The following is a 12,737-nucleotide window of genomic DNA, read 5'->3' as shown; positions in this document are numbered from 1 at the left end:
CGGGCCCTGCGCCCGACTCGCTGCGCCCGACTCCCTGCGCCCGACTCCCTGTGTCCGACTCCCTGCGCCCGGCCCCGGCGGAGCCCCCGACCCCCGCCGGGGCCGACACATGCCCTCCGTCGTACCGGTGGTGACCGTCCGTCATATCGATCGTCTCTGCATGCACATGTCTGTACAGTGCTCCGGGTCGACACCCCCACTCGGCAGGCGGAGCTCCATGACGATCGCACGCAGGTCCATCCTCAAGGGCACATCAGCGGCCGGCGCCGCGCTGGTCGCGGGCGCCGCGGCCGCCCAGCCGGCCGCAGCGGCGGACCCGGAGCCCGGCCCGGAGGCAGGCCGGGAGGCGGGGCCCGCCGCGAGCCCGCTGCTGCAGTCCACCCCGCACCGGACCGGCGCGCCCAGCGTGAGCGGGCTGCACCTGCAGTTCGGCACCGACCCGTCCGCCGACATGACGGTCTCCTGGATCACCCCGCAGTCCGTGCGCCGCCCGCAGGTCCGCCTCGGCTCACCGGACGGCGGCCTCGGCCGGGTCGTCGAAGCGCAGACCCGCACCTACCAGGACGCCCTCGGCAAGGAGGAGGTGTACGTCCACCACGCCCGCCTCACCGGCCTGCGCCCCGCCGCCACCTACCTCTACACCGCCGGCCACGACGGCGCGAGCCCCGAGCCGGGCTCCTTCACCACCGCCCCGCGCGGCCGCGCGCCCTTCACCTTCACCAGCTTCGGGGACCAGGCCACCCCCAACCTCCGCCGCCAGGTGGTCTTCCCCGACGGCATGCCGTCACCGCTCGGCAAGTACCCGGTGTTCACCAGCAGCCAGGTCGGCACCCCGCACTCCGCCGACATCGTCGCCGCCGTCGAACGCGTCGGCCCGCTGTTCAACCTGGTCAACGGCGACCTCTGCTACGCCTCCTACAGCGGCCGGCACGGCCAGAGCCGCACCCTGACCTGGGCCGACTGGTTCATCAACAACAGCCGCTCGGCCCGGCTGCGCCCCTGGATGCCCTGCGCGGGCAACGGCGAGAACGAGGCCGGCAACGGCCCGATCGGCGCCCTCGGCTACCAGACCTACTTCGAACTGCCCGACTCCGCGGCCGCCGACGACGCGGAGACCCGGGGCATGTGGTACGCCTTCACGGTCGGCGCGGTGCGCTTCATCAGCCTGGCCAACGACGACGTGGCCATCCAGGACAGCGGGGACCACTATCTGCGCGGCTACTCCGGCGGGGCCCAGCAGCGCTGGCTGGAGCGCGAGTTGCGGTCGGCGCGGAGCAGCCGGGCGATCGACTGGATCGTGGTCTGCATGCACCACCCGATGATCTCCAGCTCGCAGCACGGCGCCGGCAGCGACCTCGGCATCCGCGAGGCCTGGGGCCCGCTGTTCGACGCCTACGGGGTCGACCTGGTGGTCAGCGGCCACGAGCACTACTACGAGCGCTCCCACCCCGTCCGCGGGACCCTGCCCAACGACACCCGCACCCCGGTGCCGTCCGACACCGACCTCCACACGGTCGACACCAGCCGCGGCACCGTCCACATGGTCATCGGCGCCGGCGGCAACGCCGCCACCACCCAGGACGACCTGTTCGGGGAGCCCAAGGGCCGGGTGGTCGTCGCCCTGGAGGACGCGCCGCGCCCGCCGGCGCCGTACCGGCAGTCCGTGTGGCTGACCGAGGACGCCCCGTGGGCCGCCGTCCAGGACCGGCAGCACACCCACGGCTTCGCGGCCTTCGACGTCGACCCCGGCGACCGGCGCGGCGGCCTGACCAGGATGCGGGTGACGTACTACACCTTCGACGGTCCGCACGGGGACCTCACCCCGGTCGACACCTTCACCCTGCAGCGGCCCCGCACCGACCGTCGTTAGGGACGGGCCGTCAGCGCCGGAACAGGCCGGTCAACGTCCGCCACCAGCTGCGGCGTTGCGCCGGGATCCGGACGGCGGCCGGTGCCTCCGCCTCCTTCACCGTCTCCTTCACCGTCGGCGTGGGTGCGGGTTCGGGCGCGGTGACGGCCGCCGGGTCCGGGGCGTCGACCGGCTTGGAGTCGGGGTGCGGCTCGATCTCGCGCGGGGTGAACTCCACCGGCAGCTCCACCAGGTGCCGGGAGATCCAGGCGGAGGTCCAGGTCAGCTCCTCCTCCGGCACGGCGAGCCGAAGGTCCGGCAGGAGGGTCAGCAGGATGTCGATCCCGGCCTCGGCGACGGAGCGCCCGATGTCCTGGCCGGGGCACTCGTGCGGGCCGGCGCCGAAGGAGAGGTGGGAGCGGTTGCCGTACAGCGGGGTGGCCAGGTCGGGCCGGACGACCGGGTCGACGTTGCCGGCCGCGAGTCCGAGCAGCAGCAGGTCACCGGCCCTGATCTGCTGCCCGCCCAGCTCGGTGTCGACGGTCGCCCAGCGGCCGGCCACCAGCGACATCGGCGGGGAGTCCCACAGCACCTGGTCCAGCGCCTCGCCCAGGGTCATCTGACCGCCGGACAGGTGGGCGCGGAACCGGGGGTCGGTGAGCACCATCTTCAGGGTGTCCGCGATCAGGTTGACGGTGGTCTCGTTCGCGGCGAGCAGCACCACCCGCAGGTGCTCCATCACCTCGTCGTCCGTCAGCCCGGCCGGGTGCTCCATCAGCCAGGTGACCAGGTCGCCGCCCGGGTCCTCGCGCTTGGCGGCCATCGTCCGGCGCAGGCTCGCCACCACGTACTCGTTGCTGGCGATGGCCGTCTCGGTGCCCTTCATGAGGTCCCGGGCGGCGTTCACCAGCTGCGGTCCGTACTCGTCGGGCATGCCGAGCAGCTGGGTCATGACGAGCATCGGCAGGTGTTCGGCGAACTGGGTGACCAGCTCGGCCCGGCCGGTCTGCCCGACCACCTGGACCAGCTCGGTGGTGAACCGCCGGACGTGGCGGCGCACGCCGCGCCGGTCGAAGCGGTTCAGGCCGTCCAGCACGGCGCCGCGCAGCCGCCGGTGCTCCTCGCCGTCCGCGAACACGCACAGCGGCTGCCAGGCGATCACCGGCATCAGCGGGGAGTCCATCGGGACGTCGCCGTCGCGGAACGCCGACCAGAGGCGGGAGTCGCGGGAGAACAGGGACGGCGAGCGCATCGCGGTGATGTTCGCGCCGTGGCCGAGGATCAGCCAGGCCGGGAGGTCCCCGTGCAGCAGGACCGGGGCCACCTCGCCGTGTTCGGCGCGCAGCTTCTCGTACAGGCCCGCCGGGTCGGCCTCGGCCTCCGGCCCGTACAGGCGCCGGACGCCGCCGGGGCCGAACGGTTCGAGGGCGCGCCCGTGGGCCGGGCAGCCGGGCGGCGGGGTGGGGGCGGCGTCATCGGGGAACGGGGTGCTCACGGGCTCTCCGGGGTCGGGTGGGGTCGGCGGGGCGGACGGGGGGTTCGGCCGGCGGTGCGCGCGGGCGGGCGGTCGGTGGCGGGTGGCCGGTCAGCGGGTGGGCGGGGCCGCGAGCTCGTACAGGTACCGCATCAGGGTCATCAGGGTGTCCCGGCTGGACTCGCGGCTGCGCGCGTCGCAGGCCACGATCGGCACCTCGGGCGGCAGGTCGAGGGCGGCCCGCAGCTCGTCGACCGGGTGCTCCGGCGCCTCCGGGAAGTCGTTGACGGCCACCACGAAGGGCACGCCGCGGTCCTCCAGCCGCCCGATCACCTCGAAGCTGACCTCCAGCCGACGGGTGTCCACCAGCACCACCGCGCCCAGGGCGCCTTCGAACAGGCCGTTCCAGAGGAACCAGAACCGCTCCTGCCCGGGGGTGCCGAACACGTACAGCACGAGCTGGTCGCTGATGCTGATCCGGCCGAAGTCCATCGCCACCGTGGTGGAGGTCTTGCGTTCGACCCCGGTGGGGTCGTCCACGCCGACCCCCGCCTGGGTCATGGTCTCCTCGGTGGTCAGCGGCCGGATCTCGCTGACCGAGCCGACCAGCGTCGTCTTGCCGACGCCGAAGCCGCCCACGATCACCACCTTGACCGCCATCGCGACCGAGTCCGGCAGCAGGTCCGAGGCGGCCGGTCCGACCACCGTGTCAGAGCCTTTGAAGTCCATGGATCACCGCCTCCAACAGGGCGCGTTCGGGAAGTTCCGCCTTGGGGACGGCGGCGCGGGCCTCGATCCGCCCGTCGTCGAGCAGGTCCGCCAGCAGCACGGTGACGACGCTGGTGGGCAGTTCGAGGTAGGCGGAGACCTCCGCCACCGAGAGCGGCGAGCGGCACAGCCGCAGGATGGCCGCGTGCTCGGGCTGCATGGTGGGCGTCGGCTCCGCGCGGGAGACGATCAGGGTGACCAGGTCGAAGACGCCCGGTCCGGCCGGGCCGCTGCGGCCGCGGGTGATCACGTACAGGCGGGCGGGGTCGGGGCCGTCCCACCCGTCCTGGTCGGCCGTCGTCATGTGCCCGCCTCGCTGTGCTCGTTCATGTGCCCGCTCCGCGGTGCCGGGTCAGGCGGTCGCGGTCGTGGTCCCGGTTCCTGTCGCAGTCCCTGTCGCGGCCCCTTTCGCGGTCGGGACCGGGACGGCGCACCGGCCCCCGCCGCGCCCGCCGCTCCGGCCGGTTCACGCGACCACCTCGGGGTTGCGCGGGGGAGTGGCCAGGTGCTCGCCGATCCGGGCGACCAGGTCGCGCATCTGCTGGCCCACCAGTCCGGCGTCGACCCCCTCGTCGGCGAGCACCGCGAGGTACGCGCGGGAGGCGGCCGCCATCAGGTAGAAGAAGCCGCCGTCCACCTCGATCACCACCAGCCGCATCGAGCCGTCGCCGTGCGGGAACTCCTGCCCCACCGCCGCGGCCAGGCTCTGCAGCCCGGCGCAGGCGGCGGCGAGCCGGTCGGCGGTGTCCGGATCGGTGCCGTGCTGGGCGATCCGGAGGCCGTCGCCGGAGAGCACGACGATGTGGCGGATGTACGGCACGCTGTCCGCGAGGTCCTTGAGGATCCAGTCCATGTTGCTGCGGTGCGGAATCACTGCTCGCCTTTCCCTGCCGTCTCTTCATTGGTCTGACCGGCCGAACTCGCGGCCGGCCCATGGCCGTTGATCCCCTCGGTGAACGCCTCCAGCCAGAGGCCGGGCTGCACCGGCTCCTTGGCGTGACGCCCTCCCGTCCCCGGGGCGGGGCCCGCGGCGGGCCCCGAGGCCGGGTTGCCGTACTGTCCGGCGGTCCGGGCCGATCCGGGGTAGCCCGCCCGGGGGGTGGGCGGGCGGCGCCGCCGTTGCGGCAGGCCGTTCGCGGTGCGCTCGGTCACCACCACCTCGTCGTCCCCCGGGCCCGGCCCGCTCGGCGCCCACGGACCGGACGCCCCGAAGGACGGTCCGACGGACGGCCCCGCCACACCGGTCGCCGCCGCCCGCGCCCCCCACGGCCGCGACGGGGCCGCCGACTTGGGCGGGTTCGCCGGGAGCGGCCGGGGGCCGGAGAACGCGCCGATCCCGTGCGCCCGCCCGGTCGGGGGCGCGGTGGTCACCAACTCCTGCGGCACCACCAGCACGACCCGGACGCCGCCGTAGGCGGAGCGGCGCAGCGAGATCTGGAAGCCGTACGCCTGGCACAGTCGGCCGACCACCGCGAAGCCCAGCCGGGGCGACTCGGTGAGGTCGTCCAGGTCCTTGGAGACCTGGGCCTCGCGCAGGCTGCGCTCGGCACGGATCCGGGCCTCGTCGGTCAGACCGAGGCCGCCGTCCTCGATCTCGATCGCTATGCCGCTCTGCACCTCGGCGGCGCTCAGGTGCACGTGGGTGTGCGGCGGCGAGTAGCGGGTGGCGTTGTCGAGCAGTTCGGAGACGGCGTGGATCAGCGGCTCGACGGCCGGCCCGATCACCGACACCTGGGCCACCGGGTGCAGGTCCACCCGCTGGTACTCCAGGATGCGCGACATGCCGCCGCGCAGCACGCTGTAGAGCGCCACCGGCCTGGTCCACTGACGGCCGGGGCGGGCGCCGGACAGGACGGCGATGCTGTCGGCGAGGCGGCCGGTCAGCGCGTTGCCGTGGTCCAGGCGCAGCAGGTCGTCGAAGACCGCAGGGTCGTTGCCGTGCCGGTCCTCCATCTCGCGCAGGTCCTTGGCCTGCCGGTGGATGATCGCCTGCACCCGGCGGGCGATGTTGACGAAGGCCCGCTCGGCGGAGTCGCGCCGGTTCACCTCGTCGTCGACGGCGACGATGATCCCGCGCACCACCGACTCCAGCGCGCCCCGGAACTTCGGCGCGGCCAGCGGATCGCGCACCTGGTACGACCGGGCCAGGCTGTCCATCGACGCGCCGTAGCGGGCCCGGGCCACCAGCCTCGGCAACTCCTCCTTGGCCAGCCGCACCGCCTCGGCCTCCTGGCCGGCCAGCCGCCGCTGCAACTCGCCCACCTGCCGGGCGTGCTGCTCCCGCAACGCGGCCAGCGCGCGCCCCCGGCGGGCCGACTCGGCGGCCACCACGGCCACCAGCACCGTGCCCGTCGCCCCGCACCAGAGCACCTCCGCGCGGACCCCGGCGGACACCACCGCCGCGGCGGCCGCCACGGCCGCCGCCATCACGGCGGTGGGCAGCAGCCACCCGAGCAGGGGCGCAGGTGGCCGTCGGGCGGGCGATGATCCAGCTCGAAGCATTCTCGGCATCCTCAAACGATCGGAACAGTACGGGGACGGGCGACGGCCGGCGCCGGAGGCATGGTGATGCAGCATAGCCAAGTTCAGGACAATCCTGACGGAAGTTCAAGAATCCAGCTGTACAGCCGACTTGTCCTGCCGTGCCGGACATGCCGGACATCTCGCACACCAGTCTCGGCCACGGCTGGCCGCCGTCCCGCCACCAGGCTTCTCGCCCCGCCCCGCGCGCGCCGCCAACCCGCCCCGGATTCGCTCATGCGAAGGGTTTCTTCGCCAATTCCTCACTCTGCAAGATGAGTTCGTGCTACGGCGCGCCCCTTGCGCCATTCCCGACCGGACCGTCCAAGGGAAATTCCGGCGGGAGGCCGCATCCGTCTGCGCACCCGGCGTGGCGCCTCCTAAGGTCGGCGCATGAACGATCACGGCCGAACGGCGGACCCCCTGGGCCAGACCCTGTGCCGACTGATGGGTGAAGCGACCTGGAAGAGCATGCTGGCGGAGGCCTTCGAGCGCCGGCATCCGATCGGCGCCACCCTGCTGCGCCAGGCGGAGCCCGGAACGCACGTGCTCGCCCTGCTGGGCGGGGTGGCGAAGGTGACCCGACGGGAGCGCACCGGGGACGTCAGGCTGCTGGCGTTCCGCGGCCCCGGTGAACTGCTCGGCGAGGTGGCCGTGCTGGACGACGGGGTCCGTTCGGCGAGCGTCCAGGCGATCTCGGACTGTACGGTCGCGGTCCTCACCAAGGCCGCGTTCCTGCGGTTCGTCACGGACCGGGACCTGTTCCCGGTGATGGTCCGCTACGCCATGGGCAGGCTGCGGGAGTCGGACCTCGCCCGCGGCGGCGGCGACATCGTGGCCCGGCTGGCGGGCGCCCTGGCCACCCTGGCCGACGTCTCCGCAGGCCCGGCAAACCCGGCAGGCCCGGCTGGCCCGGCGGGGCGACGCGCGGAACTCGCCCTGACCCGCGACGAACTGGCCCAGCACCTCGGGGTGTCCCGGAACACCGTCACCGCGGGCCTGGCCGAACTCGGCCCCCACCAGGTCCACGCCGGGCGGAAGTCCATCGTCATCGGCGACCTGTCCGCGCTCCGGCGGGTGGCCGACGGGGCGCGCGACTGACGCGGCGCCGGATCGGCCGGAGGGCCTGCCGCCCGGCTGATGCCACGTCAGTTCGCGTGACGGGCGTCACCAGGTTTCCGCACTGAGCGAGCACACCGCACGGCGCGCGCTCGCGAAGCTTGGGGCACACGGTCCGCACCGGAACCACAAGGAGCACAGATGTCGCAGTCCGACCAGCCGATGCCCGAGGCCAGCGCCCTGCCCTACAGCCGGAGCCGCCAGCTGCCGCCGTACCGGGGCATCGTGGCCGTCGATGCCAAGGACTTCACCGGCTACCCGGCCATCGAGCACGGCGTGATCAGCGAGGCCGTCCCGAAGGTCCTCCAGTGGTCCTTCGAGCGCGCCGGGCTCGCCGAGGTCTGGCACGGCCGCCGGTTCCCCGCCTCCACCGGCGACGGCTACGTGTTCGGCTTCGACCCCGCGTGGATGCCGTTCCTGATCCACCCGTGGCTGCACACCCTCCAGGAGGTGCTCACCGAGTTCAACGTGCACTCGGTCGGGACGGTACGGATCCGGCTGCGGGTCAGCCTCCACATCGGGCCGCTGCCCGACTCCGGCGGAGAGTTCGACGGCAACGGCACGCCCCGCAACGACACCCACCGCCTGCTCGACTCCCGCCCGGTGAAGGCCATGCTGGCCGCCTCCAACGAGAGCATCACCCAGGTCGCCGCCATCCTGTCCGACCGCTGCTACGACGACGCGGTGGCGGGCGGATACACCGGCCGCCACCCCGACCACTTCATCGAGGTGCCGGCCACCGTCGAGGGCAAGCGGTTCGACCAGCGGGCCTGGCTGTACGTGCCCGCGCCCTCGGGCAACCTCTACGACCGCCGCATCCTGGGCGACGCCGTGGTCGGGGAGCACGAGCGGGCACAGGCTGCGGCGGCGGAGCCGGCGGCCGGGCAGGCGGACGGCGACCGGACGGGAGGCGGGCCGGTGAGCTACCAGGCAGACCGGGGAAACATCAACCTGGGTACGGTGCGCGGCAGCCAGCACGTCACCAACGTGGAGGGCGGCCAGCACGTCTCCAACGTGGAGGGCGACCAGCGCGTGACCAAGGTACGCGGCGACTCCTTCGGGGGCGACTACGTGGCGGGTCACAAGGCCGGCACGGTCAACGGCAACCAGGGCGACACCTTCCACGGTGACAAGAAGGAGCGCCGCCGGTGAGCGCCGAGGACCAGCCCTCCGCCGATCGCGCGTCCGGCAGCGGCGGCCCGTCCGGCGACCGCCCGTCCGGCAGCGGCACCGACGGCCCGGTGCCCGACCGGGACGAGACCGCGTCCGGATACCCGGACCCGGACGACGCCGACGACTTGGCCGACCTCGACCGGGACTTCCCCGGCCGGCGCTATGTCATCTACGCCCCGAACGGCAACATCAACACCGGCGCGGTGCACGGGGGTCAGCGCGTCGAGAACACCGGCGCGACGTCCGCCCCGGGCGGCCCGCACGTGGAGGCGCACGAAGGCCCGATCTCCGCACTGGAGATCCTGGACGCGCGGGCCGGCTTCGCCCAGCCCGAGTGGTTCCCGTCGGCGCTGCGGCAGTTGGACACCGGCCTGCTGTTCCTGGCGGGCGAGCCCGGCACCGGGCGCCGCACCGCGGCCCTCAACCTGCTGTTCCAGCACAGCGGGCACAGCACGAAGCTGCGCGCGCTCGACAGCGACGAGGACCTGTCCACCTGGCGCCCCCGCGACGCGGAGGCCCGCGGGTACCTGGTGCACGGCCTGCTGCCCACCCTCCAGCTCGGCCCGGCGGTGGTCGCCAACCTCCGCCGCCTGCTGGCGGACGCGAAGGCACGCATGGTGGTCATGCTGCCGCACGACCCGGACCTGCTCCGCAGCCTCGCCCGCGACCTGGACCTCACCCCGGTGCGCTGCGTGCCCCCGCCGCCCGGCGCGGTCTTCGAGGCCCGGCTGGAGGCCGCCGTCCCCGACCCCGACCGGCGCCGGCGCCTGCTGGAGCGGCTGCGGCCGGGGCTGGACGACCTCCTGGCATCGGAACTGATGCCCGCCCAGGTCGCCGAACTGGTCGTCGAGGTGGCCAGGGCCGGCGACGACGGCCCCGACCTCGCCGATCTCCGCAGGCGGCTCAGCTTCCTCGCCGAGAAGGAGGTCCCCGACCTGCTGAAGAAGCTGCGCGACGACCCGGACGGACTCGCCTTCCTGCTGGCGACCAGCGTCTTCGAAGGACTCGACCACCGGATCGTCCGGGACGAGGCCGACCGGCTGCTCAAGCTGGCCGACGGCCGTCTCGACGCCGTCCTGCCGACGGGCGGTGACGACGGCCAGAGCGGCGCGGTGAGCCGGGAGGCCCCCCGCCCGAACCCGAGCTTCGTCTTCCGGCGGTCGCTGGACGAACTCCTGGCCACCGTCCGGGCCGAGTGCGCGCCCGGCGAGATCCGCGCGACCTCCCGCTACACCTACACGGTGGAACCGGTGCGCTTCACCCGGCACCGCCAGGCCGAGACGGTGCTGCGGCACGTCTGGCGGCAGTACGGCGAACTGTCCGGGCTGCTGACCGAGTGGATGGACGCCGCCCCGGGTACGGACCCCGAACTGGCCGCGCCCCTGGGCCGGGTGATGGGACTGGCGGCCGGCTGGGGCGGCGGCCGGCGCGCCCTGCGCGACATCGTCAAGTTGGCCCGGTCCAAGAGTCAACGGAGTCGCCACACCGCAGCGTTTGCGCTCGGCATCGCGGCGCAGGACCCGGTACTGGCTGGCGAGGTCAAGTACAACCTCAACCGGTGGAGTCGGGAGGGTGGTTGGAGGACGCGTTCCACGGTCGCCTACGCGTGCGGAAAGGACTATGGGACATCCCGCCCGGAGCTCGCGCTGTCGCTGCTGCGGGGCTGCTACCGGGGGCGGGAGGGGGACGAGAGGGCGGTCGCCACAGCCGTCGACGCGGCGTTGTGGGAGCTCTTCGCCTCAGGTAACCAGCCGGTCGTCCTGCGCGAACTGATGGACTGGACGGACCGTCCGGGGCGCGGGGCCGAACTCGCGCTCCGGACCTTCCCCCGACTGCTGTGGGACCGCGCCTGGTTCCAGGCCCAGTTGACCACGGTCGGCGAGTTCACCGACACCGTGATCACCTTCATCCGGCGATCACTCAACGACGACGACCTCTTCGAGGAGACCCGCAGGGCTCTGCTCTCCTGGTGCGCCTCGGCGGTCTGGAACGAACCGCTGCGCGTCGCCGTGGAGACGCTGCTGACCGCGCTCGCCCAGGAGATGAGCCTCGGTGAAATGCGCCTGTTCGTCGAGATCGACGGCGACGACAACCCCGACCTGGCCGGCCGCCACATCGCCCAGCACGCCCTGGACACCTGGCGCCGGGGCGGACCGCAGCCGTACCGGCCCGCCCCTGCCGATGGAGGAGCCCGATGACCGCCGACAGTGACCCGCCCGTCTACGCCCGCGCCACCCAGGCGCCGTGGCGGGAGATCCTGCGCCACCGCTGGTCCGGGCGGCGCGACCGCGCGCTCGTCCTGCTGGACCGGGACGGGCTCTACCACCAGGTGGGGCACCGCCGCCGCGCCCGCGCCGACGAGGACCCGGACCTGGAGGGCCCGGTGGCCGTCCGGGCGGGCCTGCGCGGATTCGACGAGGCGTACCTGGTCGAGCTGGACGAGCGGCCCGGGACCCGGGCGGTCGGCCTGTCGACCCCGTACGGCACGAAGTCGGTGGACGTCCACGTGCTGTGGTGGGTGCACGACGCCGTGAACGTCGTGCGGGCACGGACGGTACGGGGCTGGCTGCCGGTCCGCAAGGATCTCGAACAGCGTCTGCGCCAGCTCAAGGAGCAGTTCGCCACCGCCGGGCACGGGCTGACCGAGGCCGAGCTGATGAACTACCTCGCGACGCCCCACCTCCTGCCGCACTGCGGCCTCGGCTACCGCGTCACGGACGTGTCCGCCCGGGAGCACGAGGCCGAACTGCGGCTCGGGGAGCCGGACGGGGCCGACGTGCCCTACAACTGGATGGACAAGAGCGAGGACGAGTACGCGTTCTGCCGCCGGGCCGTCCAGGAGGGCCCGGTGTCGCTCGCGGCGCTCTGGCTGGCCAGACACCCGGACCAGGTCCGGGAGGTCCTGGACTGGGCGGTCGGCCACGCCGAACTGCTCCGGGGTGAGACCACCTGGCAGGACCAACTGGCCTTGATGTTGGGCAAGTTGAGCGAACAGGAGAGGCAGGAGCTGTCCCGGATGCTGCGCGACCGCCTGATCGCGCTCGGACGGCGGGTGCCGGGCCCCGGGCCGCAGGGCGCCGGACCGGAGTTCGTCAAGATCCGCTCGCAGGCCAACGGCTGGGCGGGCGGCGTGGCGAACGGGAGCCCGGTGTGACCGCCGCCGGCATACCCGGCGGCCGGGTGTCGACCGTGCCGCACGCCGTCTCCACCACCGCCCCGGACGCCGCCCCGAGCCCGTCGGCGGTGGCCGCGATCGAGCGCCTGGTGGCCGCCAACAGCATGGAGCTCACCCGGGCCGACGCCAAGGCCGCCGTGTTCCTGGCGTTCACCGGCGCGGTCCTCGGGGTGTTCATCCCGCTGGGCGGGAGCGGCGGCGGGGGTGGGAGCGGCGGCGGATCCGGGCCCCGGTCCTGGGCGGTCCCGTTCCTGTGGTGGAGCGCGGTGGCGAGCGCGCTGCTGGCCGTCGCCTGCTTCGTGGCCGCCCTCGTCCCCCGGTACCGGAAGGGCGAGCGGCAGGTTCCGACCGGCCCGGCCTACTTCGGGCACATCGCGCCGGGCGCCGGGGTGGACCGGCTGCGCCGCGCCTTCGAGTGCGGGGGCCGCGATCCGGTGGGGGCGCTGTTGTCCTCGCTGGCCGGGACCAGCGCGATCATCCGGGCGAAGTACCGCTGGATCGAGGTAGGAACCGCCGTGCTGCTCCTCGCGCTGCCCCAGTTCGCGCTGACCCTCCGGCCGGTCTGAGGCCGGTCCGACCTCGGTCCGACCTCGGACCGAGGCCGGTCCGAGGTCGGGTGCCGGCCTCCCCCACAGCGGGGAGGCCGGCACCGCGCCGGT

General features: G+C 73.8%; 11 protein-coding genes. 6 read left to right on the top strand and 5 right to left on the bottom strand.

Features of this window, described 5'->3' with window-relative positions; translation table 11 throughout:
- The first annotated feature begins 217 nt into the window (after nt 1-217).
- Nucleotides 218-1,870 carry a purple acid phosphatase family protein gene (locus ACFVTF_RS29400; protein ID WP_387817411.1) on the top strand — a complete coding sequence of 551 codons (1,653 nt, stop codon included), beginning with the start codon at nt 218-220 and terminating at the stop codon, nt 1,868-1,870.
- A 10-nt stretch (nt 1,871-1,880) separates the two neighbouring features.
- Here ACFVTF_RS29400 and ACFVTF_RS29395 read toward each other — a convergent pair whose 3' ends face one another.
- The 5 genes from ACFVTF_RS29395 to ACFVTF_RS29375 all read right to left on the bottom strand — a co-directional run bounded on the left by ACFVTF_RS29395 (nt 1,881) and on the right by ACFVTF_RS29375 (nt 6,593).
- Entirely contained in the window at nt 1,881-3,344 is a 1,464-nt protein-coding gene (locus ACFVTF_RS29395; protein ID WP_387817410.1) for a cytochrome P450, read from the bottom strand.
- A 90-nt stretch (nt 3,345-3,434) separates the two neighbouring features.
- Nucleotides 3,435-4,052 (bottom strand): ATP/GTP-binding protein, encoded by a 618-nt coding sequence (locus ACFVTF_RS29390; RefSeq protein ID WP_387817409.1) that lies wholly within the window; start codon nt 4,050-4,052, stop codon nt 3,435-3,437.
- A complete protein-coding gene (locus ACFVTF_RS29385) occupies nt 4,033-4,395 on the bottom strand; it encodes a DUF742 domain-containing protein (RefSeq protein WP_387817408.1) in 363 nt (120 codons plus the stop codon). The genes ACFVTF_RS29390 and ACFVTF_RS29385 overlap by 20 nt, the downstream gene beginning before the upstream one ends.
- Nucleotides 4,396-4,557: 162 nt before the next feature.
- Nucleotides 4,558-4,944: a roadblock/LC7 domain-containing protein gene (locus ACFVTF_RS29380; protein WP_208869028.1), complete on the bottom strand. Its 387-nt coding sequence runs from the start codon at nt 4,942-4,944 to the stop codon at nt 4,558-4,560.
- 17 nt (nt 4,945-4,961) lie between these two features.
- Complete coding sequence (locus ACFVTF_RS29375; protein WP_371515483.1) at nt 4,962-6,593, bottom strand: sensor histidine kinase; 1,632 nt, start codon at nt 6,591-6,593, stop codon at nt 4,962-4,964.
- Between the two features lie 465 nt (nt 6,594-7,058).
- Between ACFVTF_RS29375 and ACFVTF_RS29370 the strand changes: the two genes are divergently transcribed.
- The 5 genes from ACFVTF_RS29370 to ACFVTF_RS29350 all read left to right on the top strand — a co-directional run bounded on the left by ACFVTF_RS29370 (nt 7,059) and on the right by ACFVTF_RS29350 (nt 12,644).
- On the top strand, nt 7,059-7,712 hold the full coding sequence (locus ACFVTF_RS29370; protein ID WP_387817407.1) for a Crp/Fnr family transcriptional regulator: 654 nt from the start codon (nt 7,059-7,061) through the stop codon (nt 7,710-7,712).
- A 159-nt stretch (nt 7,713-7,871) separates the two neighbouring features.
- Entirely contained in the window at nt 7,872-8,882 is a 1,011-nt protein-coding gene (locus ACFVTF_RS29365) for a hypothetical protein (protein WP_387817406.1), read from the top strand.
- Nucleotides 8,879-11,101 (top strand): hypothetical protein, encoded by a 2,223-nt coding sequence (locus ACFVTF_RS29360; protein WP_387817405.1) that lies wholly within the window; start codon nt 8,879-8,881, stop codon nt 11,099-11,101. Before ACFVTF_RS29365 ends, ACFVTF_RS29360 begins: the two co-directional genes overlap by 4 nt.
- Entirely contained in the window at nt 11,098-12,057 is a 960-nt protein-coding gene (locus ACFVTF_RS29355; protein ID WP_387817404.1) for a hypothetical protein, read from the top strand. The genes ACFVTF_RS29360 and ACFVTF_RS29355 overlap by 4 nt, the downstream gene beginning before the upstream one ends.
- Nucleotides 12,054-12,644 (top strand): Pycsar system effector family protein, encoded by a 591-nt coding sequence (locus tag ACFVTF_RS29350; RefSeq protein ID WP_387817403.1) that lies wholly within the window; start codon nt 12,054-12,056, stop codon nt 12,642-12,644. Before ACFVTF_RS29355 ends, ACFVTF_RS29350 begins: the two co-directional genes overlap by 4 nt.
- Nucleotides 12,645-12,737: the final 93 nt, after the last annotated feature.

Source organism: Kitasatospora sp. NPDC057940 (genome assembly GCF_042887425.1).
GTDB lineage: Bacteria > Actinomycetota > Actinomycetes > Streptomycetales > Streptomycetaceae > Kitasatospora.
This window is presented reverse-complemented; position numbering and strand designations above follow the sequence as displayed.

Excerpts from the sequence above, each read along its gene's own strand:
- ACFVTF_RS29355 (WP_387817404.1), top strand. The coding sequence starts at position 11,098 with ATGACCGCCGACAGTGACCCGCCCGTCTACGCCCGCGCCACCCAGGCG.
- ACFVTF_RS29375 (WP_371515483.1), bottom strand. The coding sequence starts at position 6,593 with ATGCTTCGAGCTGGATCATCGCCCGCCCGACGGCCACCTGCGCCCCTG.
- ACFVTF_RS29385 (WP_387817408.1), bottom strand. The coding sequence starts at position 4,395 with ATGACGACGGCCGACCAGGACGGGTGGGACGGCCCCGACCCCGCCCGC.
- ACFVTF_RS29400 (WP_387817411.1), top strand. The coding sequence starts at position 218 with ATGACGATCGCACGCAGGTCCATCCTCAAGGGCACATCAGCGGCCGGC.
- ACFVTF_RS29390 (WP_387817409.1), bottom strand. The coding sequence starts at position 4,052 with ATGGACTTCAAAGGCTCTGACACGGTGGTCGGACCGGCCGCCTCGGAC.
- ACFVTF_RS29370 (WP_387817407.1), top strand. The coding sequence starts at position 7,059 with ATGGGTGAAGCGACCTGGAAGAGCATGCTGGCGGAGGCCTTCGAGCGC.
- ACFVTF_RS29380 (WP_208869028.1), bottom strand. The coding sequence starts at position 4,944 with ATGGACTGGATCCTCAAGGACCTCGCGGACAGCGTGCCGTACATCCGC.
- ACFVTF_RS29365 (WP_387817406.1), top strand. The coding sequence starts at position 7,872 with ATGTCGCAGTCCGACCAGCCGATGCCCGAGGCCAGCGCCCTGCCCTAC.